Annotated in this window: 20 protein-coding genes and 1 tRNA gene; 9 read left to right on the top strand and 12 right to left on the bottom strand. The window is 53.8% G+C overall.

All coding sequences use genetic code 11. The features are described from left to right. Positions 1 to 142: 142 nt before the first annotated feature. Entirely contained in the window at positions 143 to 1105 is a 963-nt protein-coding gene (trxB, locus tag Q8W22_RS11695) for a thioredoxin-disulfide reductase (protein ID WP_303432412.1), read from the top strand. A 289-nt stretch (positions 1106 to 1394) separates the two neighbouring features. Beyond that, positions 1395 to 4514 carry an EAL domain-containing protein gene (locus Q8W22_RS11700; protein ID WP_303432411.1) on the top strand — a complete coding sequence of 1040 codons (3120 nt, stop codon included), beginning with the start codon at positions 1395 to 1397 and terminating at the stop codon, positions 4512 to 4514. Positions 4515 to 4697: 183 nt separating this feature from the next. On the opposite strand, the gene Q8W22_RS11705 is transcribed toward Q8W22_RS11700, so the two are convergent. From Q8W22_RS11705 to Q8W22_RS11725, 5 genes are all read right to left on the bottom strand, one after another. After that, positions 4698 to 5552 (bottom strand): energy transducer TonB, encoded by an 855-nt coding sequence (locus Q8W22_RS11705; RefSeq protein ID WP_305452445.1) that lies wholly within the window; start codon positions 5550 to 5552, stop codon positions 4698 to 4700. Further along, positions 5549 to 5971, bottom strand: coding sequence for a biopolymer transporter ExbD (locus Q8W22_RS11710; RefSeq protein ID WP_303432405.1), 423 nt, complete (start codon positions 5969 to 5971; stop codon positions 5549 to 5551). The genes Q8W22_RS11705 and Q8W22_RS11710 overlap by 4 nt, the downstream gene beginning before the upstream one ends. A 6-nt stretch (positions 5972 to 5977) precedes the next feature. Beyond that, positions 5978 to 6430 carry a biopolymer transporter ExbD gene (locus Q8W22_RS11715; RefSeq protein ID WP_303432404.1) on the bottom strand — a complete coding sequence of 151 codons (453 nt, stop codon included), beginning with the start codon at positions 6428 to 6430 and terminating at the stop codon, positions 5978 to 5980. Continuing rightward, positions 6427 to 7107 (bottom strand): MotA/TolQ/ExbB proton channel family protein, encoded by a 681-nt coding sequence (locus Q8W22_RS11720; protein WP_303432402.1) that lies wholly within the window; start codon positions 7105 to 7107, stop codon positions 6427 to 6429. The genes Q8W22_RS11715 and Q8W22_RS11720 overlap by 4 nt, the downstream gene beginning before the upstream one ends. A gap of 291 nt (positions 7108 to 7398) precedes the next feature. After that, positions 7399 to 8085, bottom strand: a complete 687-nt coding sequence (locus tag Q8W22_RS11725) for a hypothetical protein (protein ID WP_305452446.1) — start codon at positions 8083 to 8085, stop codon at positions 7399 to 7401. A 171-nt stretch (positions 8086 to 8256) separates the two neighbouring features. On the opposite strand from Q8W22_RS11725, the gene Q8W22_RS11730 reads away from it, so the two are divergent. The 4 genes from Q8W22_RS11730 (at position 8257) to Q8W22_RS11745 (ending at position 11481) form a co-directional block, all read left to right on the top strand. Further along, entirely contained in the window at positions 8257 to 9768 is a 1512-nt protein-coding gene (locus Q8W22_RS11730) for a PLP-dependent aminotransferase family protein (protein ID WP_305452447.1), read from the top strand. 182 nt (positions 9769 to 9950) lie between these two features. Further along, on the top strand, positions 9951 to 10406 hold the full coding sequence (locus tag Q8W22_RS11735; RefSeq protein ID WP_303432395.1) for a hypothetical protein: 456 nt from the start codon (positions 9951 to 9953) through the stop codon (positions 10404 to 10406). Positions 10407 to 10549: 143 nt separating this feature from the next. Next, the gene (locus tag Q8W22_RS11740; RefSeq protein ID WP_305452448.1) at positions 10550 to 11110 is read left to right on the top strand and encodes a helix-turn-helix domain-containing protein; all 561 of its coding nucleotides are present in this window, start codon (positions 10550 to 10552) and stop codon (positions 11108 to 11110) included. After that, positions 11110 to 11481: a PIN domain-containing protein gene (locus tag Q8W22_RS11745; RefSeq protein WP_305452449.1), complete on the top strand. Its 372-nt coding sequence runs from the start codon at positions 11110 to 11112 to the stop codon at positions 11479 to 11481. The genes Q8W22_RS11740 and Q8W22_RS11745 overlap by 1 nt, the downstream gene beginning before the upstream one ends. A 379-nt stretch (positions 11482 to 11860) precedes the next feature. Here the strand turns inward: Q8W22_RS11745 and Q8W22_RS11750 are convergent. The 3 genes from Q8W22_RS11750 to Q8W22_RS11760 form a co-directional block, all read right to left on the bottom strand. Then, a tRNA-Arg gene (locus Q8W22_RS11750) sits at positions 11861 to 11936 on the bottom strand. A gap of 57 nt (positions 11937 to 11993) precedes the next feature. Then, positions 11994 to 13457: a heavy metal sensor histidine kinase gene (locus Q8W22_RS11755; protein WP_305452450.1), complete on the bottom strand. Its 1464-nt coding sequence runs from the start codon at positions 13455 to 13457 to the stop codon at positions 11994 to 11996. Then, complete coding sequence (locus tag Q8W22_RS11760) at positions 13450 to 14130, bottom strand: heavy metal response regulator transcription factor (RefSeq protein WP_305415247.1); 681 nt, start codon at positions 14128 to 14130, stop codon at positions 13450 to 13452. The genes Q8W22_RS11755 and Q8W22_RS11760 overlap by 8 nt, the downstream gene beginning before the upstream one ends. Before the next feature lie 150 nt (positions 14131 to 14280). On the opposite strand from Q8W22_RS11760, the gene Q8W22_RS11765 reads away from it, so the two are divergent. The 3 genes from Q8W22_RS11765 (at position 14281) to Q8W22_RS11775 (ending at position 18405) form a co-directional block, all read left to right on the top strand. Continuing rightward, complete coding sequence (locus Q8W22_RS11765) at positions 14281 to 15987, top strand: copper resistance system multicopper oxidase (RefSeq protein ID WP_305452452.1); 1707 nt, start codon at positions 14281 to 14283, stop codon at positions 15985 to 15987. Continuing rightward, positions 15984 to 17351 (top strand): copper resistance protein B, encoded by a 1368-nt coding sequence (locus tag Q8W22_RS11770; protein ID WP_305452453.1) that lies wholly within the window; start codon positions 15984 to 15986, stop codon positions 17349 to 17351. The genes Q8W22_RS11765 and Q8W22_RS11770 overlap by 4 nt, the downstream gene beginning before the upstream one ends. Before the next feature lie 232 nt (positions 17352 to 17583). After that, on the top strand, positions 17584 to 18405 hold the full coding sequence (locus Q8W22_RS11775; protein ID WP_305452454.1) for a protein-glutamate O-methyltransferase CheR: 822 nt from the start codon (positions 17584 to 17586) through the stop codon (positions 18403 to 18405). Positions 18406 to 18413: 8 nt separating this feature from the next. Here Q8W22_RS11775 and Q8W22_RS11780 read toward each other — a convergent pair whose 3' ends face one another. The 4 genes from Q8W22_RS11780 to pyrC form a co-directional block, all read right to left on the bottom strand. Then, positions 18414 to 18923 (bottom strand): GNAT family N-acetyltransferase, encoded by a 510-nt coding sequence (locus Q8W22_RS11780; RefSeq protein ID WP_305452455.1) that lies wholly within the window; start codon positions 18921 to 18923, stop codon positions 18414 to 18416. A 29-nt stretch (positions 18924 to 18952) separates the two neighbouring features. Next, the gene (locus Q8W22_RS11785; RefSeq protein ID WP_303432377.1) at positions 18953 to 19315 is read right to left on the bottom strand and encodes a YacL family protein; all 363 of its coding nucleotides are present in this window, start codon (positions 19313 to 19315) and stop codon (positions 18953 to 18955) included. Between the two features lie 123 nt (positions 19316 to 19438). Beyond that, a complete protein-coding gene (rnt, locus tag Q8W22_RS11790; protein WP_303432375.1) occupies positions 19439 to 20119 on the bottom strand; it encodes a ribonuclease T in 681 nt (226 codons plus the stop codon). 14 nt (positions 20120 to 20133) lie between these two features. After that, the gene (gene pyrC / locus Q8W22_RS11795; protein WP_303432372.1) at positions 20134 to 21171 is read right to left on the bottom strand and encodes a dihydroorotase; all 1038 of its coding nucleotides are present in this window, start codon (positions 21169 to 21171) and stop codon (positions 20134 to 20136) included. Positions 21172 to 21308 lie beyond the last annotated feature (137 nt).

The raw sequence follows: 21308 nt of genomic DNA on the forward strand, positions 1-21308 counted from the left end.
CTGTAATTGGCAAATACTATTGAACCGCCGCCTTGGCAACCGATAAGCTTGCCCCCATTACCAAGTACCAAGTGTCTGTATTCCGATTTATCGCCGGACGATGTAGACATCGTCGGCGGGTTTCCCTTCTGGAGATTTTTGTATGAGCTCGTCACGCCACGTAAAACTGTTAATCCTAGGTTCTGGCCCTGCTGGTTATACCGCCGCGGTATATGCTGCGCGCGCCAATCTGAACCCGGTAATGATTACCGGCATGCAAATGGGAGGGCAGCTGACCACCACCACTGAGGTTGATAACTGGCCGGGTGATACTGCCGGAGTGCAAGGGCCGGAGCTGATGGAGCGCATGAAAGCCCATGCCGAGCGTTTTGATACCGAAATTGTTTTTGACCAGATTCACACGGTCAAACTGGATCAACGTCCGTTTGTACTGCAGGGTGATAGCGGTGAATACACATGTGATGCTCTGATTATCGCCACCGGTGCCAGCGCCCGTTACCTTGGTCTGGAAAGCGAAGAAGCCTTCAAGGGCAAGGGCGTATCGGCTTGTGCCACCTGCGACGGATTTTTCTATCGCAAAAAACCGGTAGCGGTGATTGGTGGTGGTAATACTGCTGTTGAGGAAGCCTTGTACCTTGCCAATATCGCCTCTGAGGTCATTGTTGTTCACCGTCGTGACAGCTTCAGTTCAGAAAAAATCCTCGCCGACAAGCTGCTCGACAAAGCCGCTAACGGCAATGTCACCATTCACTGGAACAGCGAGCTGGATGAAGTCCTGGGTGATGATATGGGCGTCACCGGTATGCGTATCAAACATCGTGATACCGATGCAAAGACCGATATTGCCCTGGATGGTATCTTTATTGCCATTGGCCATTCACCCAACACCGGTATTTTTGAAGGCCAGCTGGATATGGAAGGCGGCTACCTGAAAGTTCAGACTGGCAGCCATGGTAATGCCACTCAAACCAGCGTAGAGGGCGTGTTTGCCGCCGGTGATGTATCGGATCACATTTATCGCCAAGCCATTACCTCTGCTGGGACCGGCTGCATGGCGGCACTGGATGCCGAACGTTATCTGGATAATCTGGCCAGCGCCAAGTAAAACGATCAACCCGTTCTGTGATTTGGCCAGTGAGGCCAATATCCCGAACGGGTGCCATTTTCTGCCAACGGGTACTGCTTCCAGTAATTATTACTATTCTTTATTGGTAGCTGCGTTGATAAACTCTAAAAGCGAACAGTCGGTAGCGGAGCATGGCCGCTGAGAAATATTGTAGCCCCTGACTGATTGATTATATTCTGTACATTTCCTGTGCGAACGTTATACAGTTGTTGTACGGAAATATAATAATATGTCTGCACACGCGTGGACGTTCAGGGAGTAAAAGCAGATGGTCCGTAAACATGTTTTTCTGTCGCTGCTACTGGTTTCCGTGGTGACGGCTGTCACCGGATGGGGGATTACCTCCATCTGGAACGAGCGGATTGTTTACGACAAGCAACGCCATGAAGAACGGCAGGTGCAGCTGGTCAGTTCACAGCTGTCTGGATATATGGCCAACACCGGCGATTTGTTACGTTCTCTGGCCCAGGAGCCAGCCCTGAAGGCCGCCTTGGCGCAAGAGGATGCCAACACCCGGATGTCAGACATTCTGTTTGGCGTCGCCAACCGACACATCTCTTATTATCAGGCCCGATGGATAGATGAAAAGGGTATTGAACGGGTGCGCTTGCAGCGCTTTGGCCGCAGTATCCAGCATGTTCCCACCGCCAAGTTGCAAGACAAATCAAATCGTTACTACTTCCAGGATGCCATCAAGGTATCGGCTGGCAGTGTGTATTTTTCCCCTATCGATCTGAACGTGGAGTACGGCGAAGTCGAACGGCCGTTCCGGCCCATGATCCGGGCCGCCACTCGGGTATTTGATAGCACAGGCAAAGATCGTGGCATTGTGATCATTAATGACAGCCTGACCCCGATGTTTGAATGGTTGGAACACAGTACCGCCCACAACTCATTGTTAATGGCCAATCGTAACGGCGACTGGCTAAAAGGCTTCAATCCCCAGGATGAATGGGGCTTTATGTTTGGCAACCCCAAACGCATCCGGGACAGTTCGGAGGCCGCCTGGCGCGCCATGGAGCAGCAAGTATCCGGTACCCTGGTGGAGCCTGAAGGCATCTGGATTTGGGATGTCGCCGATATCGGTGAGCGGCAATGGGGTGATTCGGACGCGATGGATTATCGCCATGCCCCCAAACTGATATTGGTCAGTTTTATTTCCAGTGAAGAGCAGGCACAACTGGTCAGTAACGAGAGCCTCTATGTCTGGATTGGATGTATCTCGGTCGGGATAGTGATCTGGGATCTGTTGCTGGCCTTTATGTATTTTCGTCATCGCCATGCCAATGTCGCTCTGCAGCTACAGGAGTCGGAGCGTCTGCGTGATATGTCAGCCGATCTCACCCACGCACGTGCCCAGGCACAGAATCTGGTTAATGGTAATGTCAATGGCATCCTGATTGTGGATGGTAACGGCCTGATTCTGATGACCAACCCGGCTCTGGATGAGCTGTTTGGATACCATAAAGGGGAGCTGCTTGGTCAACCGATGGAGATCCTGGCACCGGACAACGAGATGCTGTTTTATCCGGACCCATCCACGGCGGATATCGGCCAGTCCGGGCGTCGAACAATGGCCAAGAACAAGCATATCCACGGCAAGCATCGTGATGGCCATCTGATTGACGTGGAGATCAGCCTTAGCCCGGTAGAGTCTGATGATGGCATCCGGGTATCCGCGACGGTTGTCGACATCACTGATCGTCTGGAAAAGGAAAAACGGCTGCGTCACTACGCCAGTGCTTTCCGGGAAGCGGGAGAAGCCATGGTAATCACCGATGCCCACTGGAAAGTGGAACACGTCAATAGCATGTTTACCCGCTTGTGCGGGCTGTCGGAAGAGAAGGTTACCGGTGCCACCCCGGATATCTTTTTACTGGAGCGAATGGAGCCTGGCGGCCTGTCATTACAGCAATACGTCGAAGATGCCGATCATTGGGGAGGAGAGTGGCAAGCCTTGACCCTGTCGGGAGCGCTGTGTCCGGTCCGCTTGTCGATCAGCAGTGTGCGTGATATCAGAGGGCGTCGAAGCCATTATGTATTTTCTTTTGCTGATATCAGCGAAATTCGTGATGCCTATGTCCAGCTGGAGCATCAAGCCTACCATGATGCCCTGACAGGCTTGCCCAATCGGGTGATGTTGCAGGAATCGATCGATGCCGCCATCAGCCGCGCCAAACGGCACCGGGAAAAATTTGCCCTGCTGTTTATTGATCTCGACAATTTCAAATACATCAATGATGGCCTGGGGCACCGGGCCGGTGATCAATTACTGAAGCAAGTCGCGGATGCCTTGAAAGAAGAGTTACGGGGTGAAGATGTGGTGGCTCGCCTGGGTGGCGATGAATTTGTTGTGTTGCTGGAAGGTATTGGTCAGGCCGATGCCGCCCGGGCAGTATTGAGCAAGCTGACCCGACGTTTGTCGTCGGCTTTTGTGATCGAAAATGATTCCGTGCGAGTGACTGCCAGCATCGGTATCTGTATTTATCCGGATGATGGCTGTGATGCGGCAACACTGTTGCGCAAGAGTGATATGGCCATGTATCAAGCCAAGGAGTCTGGCAAAAACCGTTGTTTCTTCTTTAACGAAGATACCGATTCGATGTCGCGGGATATTCTGAAAACCGAATATCAGTTGCATCGGGCTATCCAGGAAAACGAGCTGAAGCTTGTCTATCAGCCGCAGGTGGATACCAGAACGGGTCAACTGCAGGGCGTAGAAGCGCTGGTACGTTGGCAGCATCCTGAGCGCGGTGAAATCTCACCGGAAGAATTTTTACCCGTCGCCGAAAAAATGGGCCTGATGGCCGAGCTGGAAAACTGGGTTGTGCGCACCGCCAGCCAACAAGCCATGGATTGGAACAACTCCGGGGTTATTTACGGCAAGATGGCCATCAACCTGTCCGGTGGTTTTCTCAAACGCCCGGAATTTGCGACCGACGTTATGGCCATGATCGAAGAAAGCGGCTGTACCGCGAGTAATATCGAGCTGGAAATCACCGAAGGATTTATCCTGCACGGCGCTACCCAGGTGATTCGGCAGCTGCACCGGTTGAAAGAAAACGGCTATAGCCTGGCGATGGATGATTTTGGTACGGGTTATTCCTCGTTGTCGTATTTGCGCAAGCTTCCTATTGATAAGCTCAAGATCGACAAGCAGTTTATCAAGGATATTGTGGATGATGATGGCAGCCAGAAAATTGTCTCTGCCGTGATCGCGATGGCCAAAAGCCTTGGTATGACCGTAACTGCCGAAGGTGTAGAAACCCGAATGCAGGCGGAAATCCTGCGCTTCAAGGAGTGCGATCAGTTGCAGGGGTTCTTGTTTGAACGCCCCATGCCCGCCAAAGAGCTCGAACGCTTGCATCCGCCAACTGGCACCGGATAAGCATAACGGATATGAGACCGGGCCAACGGATACGGACAGAGCCGATTAACGACACGGACAGAGCCGGTTTTAAAGATTCAATCAACAGGGATGGAGCCAGACCAATAGACACAGAAGGTGGTATTGGTCACGGCAAGCAATGATTCAAACGGACGCAACCGTCCGTTATTCTGAATCCGATCATTACCGGTAGGAGTTAATCAGCGAATAGTCGACTGGAATTACCAGCGGCAAGGTGCTTCTTTCCGGGTAAAAATCATCCGGGATGCCGGGTAATGGATTTGCTCGCGACAGCATTGCCAAAGCGGCCTTATCCAGGGCTGGATAACCTGACGACTCATAAATTCCAGAGCTGATTACCTGACCGTTACGATCGATCGTAAACTGCAACTTGACGACACCTTCCTGTTTCCGCCTTTTGGCAACCTTGGGATATTTCTGGAAACGGTTAAGCCAACGCTGAATACTGGCAATATAGTTTTGTGCCTGGCCTGGTGTGCCCCCGGCATGCTGTTGGTTGGAGTGGCCGGTTGCTTCTGCTGACGTGGTATCCGAGTTATTTTCCTTATTCTGCGAGTGTGCTGCTGCAGAAGGTGGCTGAGTGCTCGGCTCTGATTCGGTTTCTTCTTGCTCGGCTTCCTGCTCCGGTTCAACTTCTGGCTCTGGTTCCGGCTCGACTTCCGGTTCCGGTGTCAGCTCTTCCTGAGGTGCGACCTTGAACGTCGGAACCTCAGGTTCCGGCGCAGGTTCTGGCACCTTAATCACTTCTGGTTTCGGCTTGGGTTTTGGCTTCGGCTTGGGCTTGGGTTTTGGCTTCGGAGGTACTACCGGTTCTGGTTCTGGTTGCACCAGCCGTTCTGTGGCATTGGCGTAGCTGCCCAGCATACCCATATTGACATCGATACCGGATTCACCGCTCGACATGGCGTCGCCTTCGGCAACGGCCGGCGTGTAAAACAGCAACATATAAACAGCCGAGGCATGCAAAGTAGCGGCGACGGTTAATGCGCCCAGCCAGTGTTTTCGCGTCAGACTCATGAGTTTCCTTCCGGTGCTTCAGCGTACAGGCGTACCGACTGGAATGAGTACTGGCGCAGCACCGCCATCGCTTGCTCCAGGGAGGCAGCTGTCGCTCGTTGGTCGGCAAAAATCCCGACCGATATGGCGGCATGATCACTCAGAGCCTGTAGTCGGGTCGCCAGCTCTTCTGGTGTGCAAGGCGTACCATCCAGAGTCAAGGTTCCTTGTTGCGCCACTTCAAGCCGCATCTCTGAGTGGGCATCTTCTTCGTTCAGCAAGGCTTTGGGCAGTATCAGGTCGGCATTGGGCATGGCTTTGATTTGCCCGGCGACCATAAAAAAAATCAGCAATAAAAACACAATATTGATTAATGGAATCATATTGTCATCGCTATTTCGTGCCTTGCGGGCAGGAAGCAGAGTTGTATTTTGTAGCATGGGGCCTTACTCCGGAGGCAGGTCTGAGTGACTGCTGGCAGCTGCCGCGTCGGTTTCATCGCCAGGTAATGTTTGCCCGAGTGTGACCGCAGGCAGATCCAGAGCGGACAAGGTGGTCATCACTTCTACAATACGCTGTACCTGAATATCAGCCTCTGGCAGCACAACCAGGCTGTTGCTGTGGTTCACCTGCTCCAGTGCTTGCTCCAGCGCGGTAAAGCGGGTGGGCTTGTCTTGCGCCAGCGTAACGGCACCATCCTGATGAAGTACCAGTAACTGGGGGAGTTCTTCCGTTTCGGCCGGTTCGCTACTGGCTGACTGTGATGCCAGTGGCATCGTCAGCCACTGGGTAAAACTGGATGTCAGCATAAAAAACATCAGCAGAATAAACACCACATCAATCAGCGCAGTCAGGCTGATGGGACGAGCCCGGCGTGGCGTGATGGCCAGACTGCTCATGCGCGTTGGGCCGCCAGTTCATAAGAAGCCGGTGCGGTATCGGCATCCAGCTTCTGGGTGGCATGCAAGAAGAACAGACGGTCGATCACATCTTGCAGTTCACCGGTTTGCAGCTCTGATTTACGTTCCAGCGCGCTGTGGATCATGGAGACCGGAATCGCAACGGCCAAACCGCCAGCAGTGGTGAGCAGGGCCTGCCAGATACCACCAGACAGGACGGCAGGATCAACCTTGGAGCCGGCCGCTTCCATAGCCTGAAACGCTTCGATCATGCCCAGTACCGTACCAAACAGGCCGAGCAGCGGTGCGATATTGGCGATCACTTCCAAAGGCCGCAGGCCTTGTGTCAGCTTGCCGACTTCAATTCGGGCCAGACGCAGGGTTTCTTCACGCAGTGCCGCTTCAGGTAATGAGGGGGTTTTTCTCAGCTCAAGAAATTTGCCAATCAGCGCCAGACTGGGGGCCGGGTGATTGCGGGTCGCCAGCAAGGCCTGTGACTGCTCTCCGTTGGCCAGGTGGTTCAGCGCCTCATTAACCCGACTCTTGGAGCCTGAGCGGTGACGGAAAAATTGCCATAATTTGGCCAGAATCAGCGTGCTGGCCACAAAAGAAAGCACCAGCAAAATAGCATTGACCGGCCCTCCTAATGAATGAATAAAAGTCTGCAGTTGATCCATGATTACAATTCCTGAAGGTGTTTACATCTTTATGCTAATATTAATGATAATGACTATCAAATGTTTTTGGCTTTTATGTTGGGATTTTCGAATGGTTCTGTGACCAAAGGATTGATGTGAATCAAAAACGGTAAAGATCAAAAAACAGACAGCAGAGGATCCCGTCATGTTGATAACCAAGTGGCCAAAGACGGGGACACAGAGGAGTTGCAGGGAGGAGTACAGAGAGAGGGGACAGGAGCCAACAAGAGAGATATGAGTGGGCAGCAGCATTGGCTGCTGCCCGGCCGGTTATGAACGATATACCGGCTTGCCGGTCCTGAGCAGCACGGCCCAGAACCACCAGTAGCCTGCTCCCAGCACCACCACTCCGAACAGCCCGGCGGGAGATGCCATCAGAGGCAGTGACGATGCCAACGGCTGCTCCAACGCCTGGCTCAGGCATAATGCTGACAAGGGTAAGCACAACAGCATATTCCAGGCAATCAGAGTGGCTGGGCGATCAAACAACAGCAGCTGTGAACACAGGGTATACAGAACACTGCCCGCCAGAATAACCAGTAACAGCCAACCAAAGGTGACGCTGGTTATCAGCTGGAGCAGTAATACCGGCAGCAACCAGCCCAGTAATATGGAAGTCAGTCCCAGCCATGGCCAGTTGGCCGCTGCCGGTAATGGCAGTCGTAGTAACAGCACCTGCAACAGCGCCAGAGCACCCAGCAAGGTACTGGCCCCCAAAGCCACTGCTTCTGCCGACAACAGGGTCAGAGCCAATCGGACACCCACCCACATCATGCCCGCGGCTGCCACCAGAGTTACGTATTGGATCGCTTTGGGATGTGCGCCAATATGGCCTGCTACTACAGATCGAGCAGACAGCTTCCAGGACACGGAAGGCAACAAGAGCGATTCGGAACGATGTGACAAGAACAGAGCCATAAACACCTCGGCAGAGTGGGTGAAGAACCTGCTCATCATGCCGTAGTCTGGTAGGGAGGATTAGCGTCACAACGGTAATGAACAACCAGTACAGATAACCTGTACAGTTAACTGAACTGGTCAATTGAGAGTGAACTGTACTGGTCGTTAACTCGACAGTACCGCTATGCTGGTTGTGATTGATGCGGCAACACAACATCAGGAGTCAATATGCTCGAACGCACCTTGGACAAGCCTCTTTATCAGCAGCTGGCCGATGCCCTCAGTAACGATATTCGCAGCGGGATATATCCGGTGGGACACAGGGTGCCCAGTGTGCGCAAGATGAGTGGTTTGCGGGGTGTCAGTATATCCACCGTGAGCCAGGCTTATGGCTGGCTGGAAGACCAGGGCTGGTTATTGGCCCGTCCCCAGTCCGGTTATTATGTCCGCTCCAGCCATGCTGGCATGGATCAGGCCAATGTGATCCGGATGCCGGTCTCATCGCCAGAAGCAATACCATCGGCCGTGACCAAGTCGGAGCTGATCAGTGATGTACTGGATCAACTGAATCACCCCGGCCGGATCAATCTGGGTGCTACTATTCCGCACGCTTCACTGATGCCTCAGCGCCAGTTGCAGCAACATATTCAAAAAGTCAGCCGTTACCAGTTAAGCGAGGTATTGGCCTACCAGTTTTCACCTGGTCATATTGGCCTGCGCCAACAATTGGCGATTCGGATGCGGGATGCCAGTGTCTTCTGCGACGCCGATGACATCGTGATCAGCCATGGCTGTGTGGATGCACTGACACTGTGTTTGCGAGCCAGCACGCACCCAGGGGATCTGATTGCGGTCGAGTCCCCTTGTTATTACGGCTTTTTACAGCTGGCAGAACTGCTGGGCCTCAAAGTACTGGAAATCCCCACCGACCCGGCTACCGGCGTCAGCCTGGAAGCACTGGAACTGGCATTGAGCCAATGGCCAATCAAGCTGCTCTTGCTCACCGCACGGTTCTCCAATCCACATGGTGCGGTGATGCCTGTGGCACGACAAAAACAGCTGGTGGCGATGGCGCGTCGCTATGATATCGATCTGCTGGAAGATGATATTTACGGCGAACTGTCTCACCTCACACAATCCGCCAGTCACAAACATGGTAGTGGTCAGGTTACAGCCATCACCGGCCTGGACGGTGCCTGTACTGCCCTCAAGGCCTGGGATACCGATGGCCGGGTAATGTACTGCTCTTCGTTTTCAAAAACCTTGTCGGCAGGGCTGAGAATCGGCTGGTGTATACCGGGCCGTCATTTTGATGGCGTTGTCAGACAACAGATATTCACTACTTTTTCTGCGTGTAGCCTCTCACAAGAGACGATCCACTCTTACTTGCAACAAGGACACTACGACCGGCATCTACGGAAATTACGGCAAACCATCAGCAGCAACCGGGTGCGGTTCCAGAACGCGCTACAGCAGTTTTTTCCACCCCAGACCCTGATCTCCCAGCCGCTGGGAGGTTATTGCCTTTGGATACAGCTACCTGATGGCGTTTCGTCCGGGTTGTTGTTTCACCTTGCTCGTGAACAGTCCATCAGCATTGTGCCCGGTAGCCTGTTTTCCAACAGTGAGCGGTTTGAACAATACCTGCGTCTGAATATTGCCCGGCCATGGGACGATACCGTTATTCAGGCTCTCGAAACCCTGGGACGGCTGGTGACCCAGCTGATGCAAAAGGTATAAAACCGCAGGCCGGTTGGCGGGAGTACCAACCGGGTTGTCCTGCGCGGAGAAACAAACCGGTAATGGTTTACAAAAACCATCGATAATGGCTTGGGATGTTGTCTTAACACTTGTACAAAAAACGCTAATTCCTTTACATTATTTATCATAGAGTAAAGAAACCTGGTTTTAGTGGAGGGCTGATGATGGCGGCTGTAGCGCCCGACCACGCGACTCTGTACCGGCTGGCACAACAGTTTCGGCGTGCAATAGAAGCAGTGCCCCGCGAAGAATTTATTGGTCTGGTATTTCGGGACTTCCCGGCAGGTTGTTGTGGTGATACTTCCAATGTCCTGGCTACCTACCTGTTTGAACAAACCGGCGTGATTGCCGACTACTGCTCCGGTCGGGCAGGAGGTCGAGACCACGAAATCTACTCCCACGCCTGGCTCAGAATCAACGACCTGATTGTCGACATCACCGCCGACCAGTTCCGGGATCGCGGCTATGCGCTGGACCCGGTTTACGTTGGCCCCCCAACCGACTGGTACAACAGCTTTGACATCACCATCGAAGCCGATGCCCGTCATACCTCCATCAAGGACGTGAACTGGCTGGATATCGCCTGGCAGCGGATTATGGGGGAATTACATCCATAACAAGGTGTTGGCCGCTAGCCGGTACTCACGTTTGCTGGGTGGCTTTATCTGTACCCGTGGGGATCTATCCGTGCCCGTAGCGTAGGGTCCGGCTCCACTCGTTGTGCCTTGTTGCAGTGGTCAGCCAATCCCGGACAGTATTTATGGGCCTGGTGAATCTGGCAGATGGCCGGTATCAGTCGTTTTTGGTTGAGCTTGATGTCACTCGACAGGTACCGCCGAACCTGGCCGGAGTCTACTCACGTATTCTTCAGCAGCTGACCCTGCCGACTGCCGAAGACAGCGAACAGGCCAAGGACTCCAGCCGGGTACTGGCGCAGGCGTTGGCCAATTATTCCGCTGATGACCGGGTACGTATGACTATTCAGGGCAACTCTGGCAGCAGCAACGAACTGGTGCTACCGGGTGACATTATGAACCTGATGCTCACTGTGTTGACTCAGGTTTCCCAAGGCAATGCCATCAGTCTGGTTCCTATTCATCAGGAAATCAGTACCCAGCAAGCGGCTGAATTATTGAGTGTCAGTCGTCCGCATCTGGTGAAGTTACTGGAACAGGGGGATATTCCCTTTCGCAAGGTCGGTAGCCATCGTCGGGTCAAGTTGACCGATGTAATGGATTACCGAAAGCAGGTTGATGAAGCCCGTGGTAAGGCTTTGGATGAATTGTCGGCGCTCTCTCAAGACGCTGGAATGGATTTCTGATGAGCCAGTTTCGCGTCGTTCTGGACGCCTGTGTCCTGTATCCACAAGGACTGCGTGATTTGCTGATGAGTTTGGCGGCTAAACGTATTTTCAAGGCACATTGGAGTGAGCAGATTCATGATGAATGGATTCGTAATCTTCATGAAAACTCGGGAATGCCAATGGCCCAATTGCAGAGGATTCGTGAGCTGGTGGATCAATATACGGACGACGCCCTTGTGATGGAGTATGAATCGCTGATTACTGGCCTGAACCTCCCTGACCCTGATGACTTTATTGCGTATCAGGTTGATATGGCGCCCGCTGCTGTTTGCTCAGCTGTTAAGAAAATGCGCCAGCGCCTGAAAAACCCCACCCTATACCGCCTCTGAATATCTGGTTGCCATCAAGCCCAGATTACCCAATACCGCGTCAATGATGATGGAATATCAGAGTCTGATCTGATCAAACAAAAAGTAAGATCAAGGTAGCTCTATTTCTACACCCTTGGTAATTATAAAGCAGTACACATAGGTCTGAAGCGGTGAGCGCGGGCCAGCGGGTGATGCCAGCAGACGGAAACCAACCAAACCAGCACTGGCGCGGGTTGGCGGCGGAAAATGCTCATTGCACGACAGCGCGGGAAAGTGCGAAAACAGCCGCCACGGTTTGACACCGTTTTGACACTATGAGCGGTTTTGACACCGCATTGACACCGCTATGATTCTGGAGCGAATCGGCCACAAAGCCTTGAATTTACTGGGTTTTTGATGGTCTCCCCACGAGGACTCGAACCTCGATCATCCGCTTAGGAGGCGGAAGCTCTATCCTGTTGAGCTATGAGGAGACAGGGGCGCGTATGGTACTGGATTCCGGCGTGCGGGAAAACCTTTGCAGTGGCTGATTACCGGTTTGCAGGTATTTCCAGGTAGAAGCAGGTGTTGCCATGGCTGGAGTGTACACCAATGGTACCTTTGTGCAGGTTGATGATGGAGTGGGTGATGGCCAATCCCAGTCCAGTGCTGTCGGGGTTGCTGTCGGGGTGTTTCTGGCGTGCGGTGTCGGCGCGATAGAAGCGGTCGAACAGGTGAGGCAGGTGCTTTGCCGGTATGTCTGGGCCAGGGTTGTGGATCTCGAGACGGGCGTATGCCTGGTTTTGGCGCTGGATGTGGCGGAGTTCAACAGCAACACTGTGCCCTGGTTCGGTATGGCGTATGGCGTTGGAGAGTAGGTTGCTGATGGCGCGTCGTATCATGTTGCGGTCGCCGGTCAGTTGCGGTGACTCTGAGTGGTTGAAGGTGAGCCTTACCTGTTGTTCGTCGGCCCAGGCCTCAAAAAAATCCATCAGCTCGTGCAGGTCTTCTTGCAGGTTGATGGGTTCCGGGTGGATGCCTTGCAGGCCATTATCGGCTTTGGCAAGCCAGAGCATATCGGCGACCATGCGGGCCAGTCGTTCTTCTTCTTCAAGGCTGGAATACAGCAGCTCGCGGTAGGCATTGAGATCACGGGGTTGCCCGAGCATGACTTGGGTTTGGGTGATCAGATTGGTGAGCGGGGTACGCAGTTCGTGGGCAATATCGGCGGAAAAATTGGACAGCCGTTCGAAGCCGGTTTCCAGCCGCGATAGCATGTCGTTAAACGCTTGTATCAGTGGCACCAGTTCGGAGGGGGCCTGGTTGGGGTCTAGTCGGTTGTTCAGCTGTTCGGAGTCGATGCGGGCAATGCGCTGACTGATCTGGCGCAGAGGGGCATGGCCCTGATGAATACTGAACCAGACAGCCAGCAGCGTCAGCAGACCGATGCCCAGCACTATGGCCCACAGGGTGTTGCGGAAGTCATCAAGAAAACGCAGGTGAAAACGCATATCAGTTGCCAGCATCAAGAGCCAGGTGGCGTCGTCGGAAGTGGCGGGTAACGTTAAGTGAACCAATACCCCACGGTACGGACGAGCTTCTTGTTGCCAGTTAGTCAGTGTCTTGGCGTTAATGTGGGTAACACTGGGTTGTTGTAAGAGGGTGTCGCTGACACTGGCATTACCACTGTGATAGCGCGTTGTCAGTGGTTGCGAGGGTCGTTCTACAAGCAGTTGGAGCGAGATGCCATGATAGCTGTGGCTGATTTGTTCCAGCAGGTGCTGAACATGAGCGGGCAGTGGTTGTCCTGCCTGGACTTCGGCCCGGTCGGGGCTGGTATAGAACACCTGTTGTATGGCGGCGGCTGCCTGGGCCAGCTCCTGGCTGTCTTGTTCGGCAAAGTGGCTGCGAATGGAATTCTGTACCATGCTGACCAGCAAAATCAGTCCGGCGCTGATTACCACTGCGGTCAGTAGTGTGACTCGCCACTGCAGCGATAATGGCCGTTTAATCATGTTGTTCATCGTCCAGACGATAGCCCATGCCCCGAACGGTATGAATCAGTCGTTGTTCGAACGGGTCGTCGATTTTACGGCGCAGGCGGCGAATGGCGACGTCGATGACGTTGGTATCACTGTCAAAATTCATATCCCATACCTGAGAGGCAATCAGCGAGCGCGTCAGCACTTCTCCCTGGCGGCTGACCAACAGTTCCAGTAGGGCAAATTCGCGGTTGGTGAGAGGGATTTTCTGGTGACTCCGGACGGCGATGCGTTTCTGGGTATCGAGGGTCAGATCGGCGACGGCCAACGTCTCTTGTACCGGGCGTAACCCGCGCCGCAGCAGAGTACGCACTCGGGCCAGCAATTCGGCAAAGGCAAAAGGTTTGACCAGGTAGTCGTCGGCGCCCAGTTCCAGTCCTTTGACACGGTCTTCGATGCGGTCGCGGGCGCTGAGAAACAGAATCGGCGTCTGGTTGCCGGATTCTCGCAACGACTGGCAAATCTTCCAGCCGCTGACGTCCGGTAGCATCACATCCAGCAGCAATAAATCGAATGCTTCTGTCATGGCGAGGTGGTGGCCGTCGAGGCCGTTGCGCGCCAGCACAACATTAAAGCCGGCTTCGGTCAGGCCTTGATGGAGGTAGTCGCCGATTTTGGTTTCGTCTTCAACAATGAGTAGGCGCATGGGGTGCTCTCTGGAATCTACCGGCAGTGTACAAAAAACTGCCGGATAGACACATGACCAGAACATGACGGTTTTGTCATGTTCGGGTCATCCGGGGGTCAGCTGTGGCTGGTTACTCTGTACAAAATGGAAGAGTGCAGAGGTAGAGTGATGAAAATTCTGACTCCCACTGGCATTGCGGCCAGCGGGTTATCACGGCGACGGTTTGTGCAAGGGTTAGCAACTGGCGTCGCCTTGGCTGGCATGGGCAATGCTCGGGCGGGATCTTTGCCTGTCAGCAACAATCCACAAGTGCAGGTACTGACCGGCACTCAGTTTGATCTGGTGGTGAGTGAACTGGCGGTTAATTTTACCGGCAGTCGCGGCAAGGCCACGGCTATTAATGGTTCGGTTCCAGCGCCGACACTGGTGTGGCAAGAAGGCGAAACGGTCACCATCCGGGTGCGTAACGACTTGGCGGTGAGCACCTCGATTCATTGGCACGGCATTATTCTGCCGTATCAGATGGATGGTGTGCCGGGTATCAGCTTTGCGGGGATTGCGCCGGGAGAGACCTTTGTTTATCAGTTCCAGGTACAACAGAGCGGCACGTACTGGTATCACTCGCACTCCGGCTTTCAGGAATTAACCGGGATGTATGGCGCAATTATTGTGCGCCCGAAAGCGTCAGACCCGGTCTACTACGACCGTGATATGGCGGTGGTGCTGTCGGACTGGACTGACGAAAACCCGATGGATGTGTTCGCCAAGCTGAAAAACCAGTCGGATTATTACAACTACAGTCAGCCCACTGGGCCAGATTTTGTTCGCGACGCCAAGCGTTATGGTCTCAGCGAAGCCTTTGCCATGCGCAAAATGTGGAACGACATGCGTATGAGCCCGACCGACCTGGCCGATACCTCTGGCGCAACCTTTACGTACCTGATGAACGGCGCAGCGCCAGCGGGTAATTGGACCGGTGTGTTCAAGCCCGGTGAACGAGTACGCCTGCGGTTTATCAATGGCTCCAGCAATACCTTTTACGATGTTCGTATTCCCGGTTTGAAGCTCACGGTCGTACAGGCGGATGGACAGGATCTGGAGCCGGTAACGGTGGACGAATTCCGTTTTGGGCCGGGTGAAACCTACGATGTCATCGTGCATCCAGCTGATGAGCCCTACACGATATTTGCCCAGAATATGGGTCGCTCCGGCTATGCTCGTGGCACCTTGTCCCCGGCATTTGGGCTCACGACAGCTGTGCCGGTGATGGATAAGCCTGAGTGGTTAACCATGGCGGACATGATGGGGGATATGTCAGGTGGCATGAATCTCGGGGCGATGGCAGCACCAGCTGCCAAGGTGCATCACGCCAGCAGTGAATATGGTCCGCAGGTGGATATGCGTGTCGATACACCGCGCACTAATCTGGATGACCCCGGTATTGGCTTGCGTAACAACGGCCGTCGCGTGTTAACTCTGGCAGACTTGCACACGTTAGGTGGTGCCATGGACAGGCGCGATCCTGAGCGCGAAATCGAACTGCATCTGACCGGCAATATGGAACGCTACAGCTGGTCGTTTGATGGGATCGAGTTTGGACAGTCGACTCCGGTGCATTTTCGTTATGGCGAGCGAGTGCGGGTGACACTGCATAACGACACCATGATGACTCATCCAATGCATTTGCATGGAGTCTGGAGTGAGCTGGAAAACCACCGTGGCGGGTTTCAGGCCCGCTTGCACACCATTCCGGTACAACCGTCCCAGCGTATCAGCTTTCAGGTAACGGCTGATGCCATTGGCCGCTGGGCCTGGCATTGCCACCTGATGTTCCATATGGATGCGGGGATGTTCCGCGAAGTGGTGATTGCATGAAAACCAGGATCACAAACAAACCGATGGTACAGGCCTGCTGGCTTGCAGGATGGCTGCTGGCTCCGATGACGTGGGCAGAAACCCATACCATGATGTCGGGTATGGAATGCCAGGAGAGTGATGCCCATTGTGCTCACCATCAAGGTACTGATCATAGCCAGATGAGTCATGGTGAGATGAATCATGGTGAGATGAATCATGGTGAGATGAATCATGGTGAGATGAATCATGGCGAGATGAATCATGGCGAGATGAATCATGGCGAGATGAACCATAGCCAGATGAATCATGGCGAGATGAACCATGGCGAGATGAACCATGGCGAGATGAACCATGGCGAGATGAACCATGGCGAGATGAACCATGGCGAGATGAACCATGGCGAGATGAATCATGGCGAGATGAATCATGGTGAGATGAATCATGGTGAGATGAATCATGGTGAGATGAATCATGGTGAGATGAATCATGGTGAGATGAATCATGGCGAGATGAACCATAGCCAGATGAACCATAGCCAGATGAATCATGGCGAGATGAATCATGGCGAGATGAATCATGGCGAGATGAATCATGGCGAGATGAATCATGGCGAGATGAATCATGGCGAGATGAATCATGGTGAGATGAATATGCAAGGTGGAACAGCACCTGCTGATGCACGTGATCCTCATGCCTACTCGGGCGGCTACACGTTGACCTCAGGTCCTTACGCGATGTCAGGGGATCGGCAGCTACGTCTGGCCGACGAGCATCACTTCTCGGCATTGATCATCGACCAGTTCGAATGGGCGCAGCACGATGGTTCAACCTCCTCACGATTGGGTGGCGAATACTGGTATGGCACCACATGGGATCGGGCTGTGGTACAACTCGATGGCGAACACCAGCAAGGTGACACCGAGGCCGAGTTAGGCTTGTATTGGCGTCATGCGGTGACCGCTTTCTGGAATACCCAGCTTGGTGTGCGGTATGACACTACGCCGGAGCGGTCTCGGTACTGGGTCGGTGCCGGGTTTCAAGGGTTGGCTCCTTACTGGCTGGAGAGCCAGGCGATGGTGTTTGTGGGCGAGCAGGGCATTACCCGGTTGGAGCTGGAGACCGAATACGATCTGCTGCTGACCCAGCGCTGGATTCTCGGACTGGAAGGGAAATTAACAGCCGCTGGCAAACGAGATCCACAAGATACGTTTGCCCAAGGCCTGAATGACACACAGTTCAGTGGCCGCTTTCGTTATGAATTCAGTCGTCAGTTCGCACCGTATGTCGGGGTTGAACGTCGTCATGTTTATGGTGCAACGGCAGATATATTGGGTGAGTCTGCGGCCACAGAGTGGCTGCTGGGTGTGAAAGCCTGGTTTTAAATGTGTCTGGCTGGTTTGCCTGTGTCTGTGCTGGTTTGTGAATAGTCCACCGATGACCTTTGAACGTCATTGGCGCAATGTAGGATGATCCTTGGTGTGGCTGTGGTCTGGTAACAAATACTGCTTGCGGTGTTTTCCTGTTTACGGCTGTTTCTCGGTTTACGGCTATGCTGATAAATAGCCGATGTAGATTTCAGACCTCTGGTTGGCGCCGGATTTTTCAGGATTGACTATGACATTCCAGATCACAGCGAATGAATACCGACGGTTTCAAGATATGCTGGAGCAGTCCAGTGGCATTGTGCTTGGAGACGGCAAGGATTATTTACTCAGCAGTCGCCTGAAGCAATTACTGGCCCAGCAGCAATTGGGCTCGATTACTGCGTTGCTGGATAGCCTCGACGGCGACCAGCGTTTGCAGGAAAAAGTCATCGAAGCCATGGCCACCCACGAAACACAGTGGTTTCGGGATGATTCCCCTTATCGGGTATTCCGCGAACGTTTGTTGCCAGAACTGGCGGCGTTACGTCGGCCGCTGAGGTTGTGGTCTGCGGCCTGTTCGTCGGGGCAGGAACCTTATTCATTGAGTATCGAAATCGAGGAATTTCGCCAGCGTTCACCGGGCCGTCTGGCGGGCGGGGAGCAGATTCTGGCGACGGATATTTCCCAGGCGGTGCTGACGCAGGCGAAGGACGGCGTTTATCCGTCATTGGCCATGACTCGCGGCATGCCAGAGCCATACTGGCGCCAGTATTTTCAGCCACTGGCAGAAGGGCGCTGGCGGTTGGATTCGCGTATCAAGCAGCGGGTCGAGTTTCGCCAACACAATTTGCAGCATGGTTTTGACGGGCTGGGTCGCTTCGATGTGATTTATTGCCGCAATGTGCTGATTTATTTTGCAGCGAAGTTGCAGCTGGATTTGATCAAACGCCTGCATGGCAGCCTGAACCCGCAGGGTTATCTGGTGCTTGGGGTGTCCGAGCAGGTGCAGAATCTGAGGGAGTATTTCGAGACGGTGCCCTGCCACCCGGGGGTGATCTATCGGGCACGTTAATCGGTCGGTCAGGGGATAGGCAATGACAAGGTCATATCATGCCAGTGCAAGCCACCGTGGTTGGAGGCGGACTCTGACTGGTAGATAAACCCGCAACGCTGGTAAAAACGGATGTGATGGCTGCGGCACATCAGGTGAATCCGTTGCTTGCGGAGACGGCGCATATGCTCAATGTAATTGAGGAGCAAGGTGCGGCCCCAGCCATGGCGTTGCCAGACCGGGTGAATCACCACCGACATCACAACGTTCTCCGGGCCTTCCGGGTCGTGGCCAAGCAACTGCTTGAAGTGTTCGTCGTCCATGGCGACCTTGAAGCAGCAACCGGAGTTTACAAAGCCAATGATGGCGCCAGCCAGCTCCAGTACCAGAAATCCTTGCGGATACTGCTCAATGCGCCGCTGGATGGTCTCCAGCGTGGCGGCTTCATCCCCTTCGTAAGCGCTGCGTTCAATGGCAAAACAGGCGCTGGCATCGGCCGCTTGTGCCAGTCGTATACGGTAATCGGTATGGACGTACATGGTGACTCCAGAAATCGACAATGGTCAGCTCAGCTGGCGATAAATTCTTTCCAGGCTTGCAGCAGCTCAATAAAGTCTTCCAGCCCGCAGCCTGTGGTCAGGTCGTAATCATGCAGGATCAGGTCCTCTTCCAGATCCAGGTCTTCGTCGTACAGCAGCGTGTTGGAGGCCAGATCGACTTCATGTTGGGTCATTTTCAGAATGGTTTCTTTGCCCTGCCAGCGATAATCCCGCAAACCACCGGATTGCAGTAATTCTGCAGTGGTGATCAGTGCGCGCAGGTGTTTCAGATCGTCGCCTATTTCGTCGGTTAGCCAATGGCTAAGCAAAGAATGTTCTTCATCAAGGCGGGCGACAGGCTTGTTGCCTTCAAACCAGAATTCGTAGTCCAAGGGGAAATCTCATATTGCGTGCAAGAGTGAAACATCAACACATTCAGGTTGCTGCAGCGTGATGGTCGCAACCCATCGGGCTTCACCAAAAACGCCGCTGATCATGACCAGCGGCGTTTGGTATCAGTCTGACAACTCGGTACCGGGTTTAATGTCCAAGGGCCAACCGCCCAGATCCTTGTAGCGATTGACGATAAAACAGAACAGCTCAGCGGTTTTCCAGGTGTCGTAGGCGGCACTGTGGGCGGCGCTGTTGTCAAAATCGAGCCCGGCGGTCAGGCAGCTTTTGGCCAGTACGGTTTGTCCGAGTGAGATAGCCGCAATCGAAGCGGTATCAAAGGACGAAAACGGATGAAACGGGTCACGCTTGATGTCGTTACGCTCAATTGCAGCACGCAAAAAGGCGTGATCAAAGTGCGCGTTATGGCCCACCAGTACCGCTCGATTGCAGCCGTAGTGTTTGATCTCACGACGAATCACCTGGAACATATTGGTCAGTACGTCGATTTCAAATTCGGCATCACGTTCAGGGTCGAACGGATCGATGCCGGTAAAATCGAGGGCTTCCTTTTCCAGGTTGGCACCGTCGAACGGATGCACTTCCGCTGCCAGCGTCTGGTCGGGGTGAATATAGCCTTCGTCGTCCATGCGCAGGGTGACCATGGCAATTTCGAGCAGGGCGTCGGTGTCGGAATTAAATCCCCCGGTTTCCACATCCACGACCACGGGCAAAAAGCCGCGGAAGCGTTGGGCCATTGGGGTTTTTTCCTGCTTGTCGCCGTTTCCAGCGGGAGTTGTACTCATCCTAAGCCTTATCTTCAGGAGTTTTGCAGTTGCCAGCGCAGGGTTTCACCCGCACGCAATGGCACAATGATATCGTTGCCAAATGGCATCTCGCCAGGTACCTGCCACTCGGATTTCACCAGGGTGATGGTGTCTTCGTTGCGCGGCAGATTGTAAAAATCGGGGCCGTGATGGCTGGCAAAGCCTTCCAGGTTTTCCAGCACACCGAGGTCTTCAAAAATTTCGGCGTACAGTTCAATCGCAGCATAAGCGCTATAGCAACCGGCGCAACCACAGGCACTTTCTTTGGCGCCTCTGGCATGGGGAGCACTGTCGGTGCCGAGAAAAAACTGCGGGCTGCCAGAAACCACGGCGTCTTGCAGCGCTTGCTGGTGGATATTGCGTTTCAGTATCGGCAAACAATAAAAATGTGGCTTGATGCCACCAACCAGCATGTGATTACGATTATAGGCCAGATGCTGCACGGTAATGGTTGCGGCGACGTTATCGCCCTGGCTTTGCACAAACTCAGCCGCTTCTTTGGTGGTGATATGTTCCACCACCAGACTCAGGGCGCTGTGCTTGCTGGCCAGTGGGGCCAATACGGTGTCGAGAAAGGCTTTTTCGCGGTCAAAGATATCCACATCGCTGTGGGTGACTTCGCCGTGTACCAGCAGCTTCATATCGTTTTCAGCCAGTGCCGCACAGACCTCGTCGAGCTTGCCCAGATCGGTCACACCGGAAGCCGAGTTGGTGGTTGCACCTGCCGGATACAGTTTGGCCGCGACAATATGACCTGCGGCTTTGGCGGCGCTGATCATGTCGGGGGTGGTGTTATCGGTCAGGTAAAGCACCATCAGAGGGTCAAAGTGGGAATCCCCGGCCTGGGCCAGAATACGCGCACGGTACGCCAGTGCCTGTTCAGCATCCATGACGGGCGGTTGCAGATTCGGCATGATGATCGCTCGTTTCATCACCCGGGCGGTAGCCGGTACCGTGTGTTGCAGTACCTCACCATCGCGAACGTGCAAATGCCAGTCGTCTGGGCGAGTGATCGTCAAGCGGTCGGTCATGAGGTTTCCTTCTGTGCATCTTGGTGATGTTGCCCAGCGTAACGGCTGGCAACCGAATTCCGGATTGGCAGAAGCCAGGCTGACAAACGAATCCGGCAGACATAAATATTAGCCCGGTATTGTAACGCAACCGTTTT

This window comes from Oceanobacter sp. 1_MG-2023 (assembly GCF_030689025.1).
Classification (GTDB): domain Bacteria; phylum Pseudomonadota; class Gammaproteobacteria; order Pseudomonadales; family Oceanobacteraceae; genus Oceanobacter.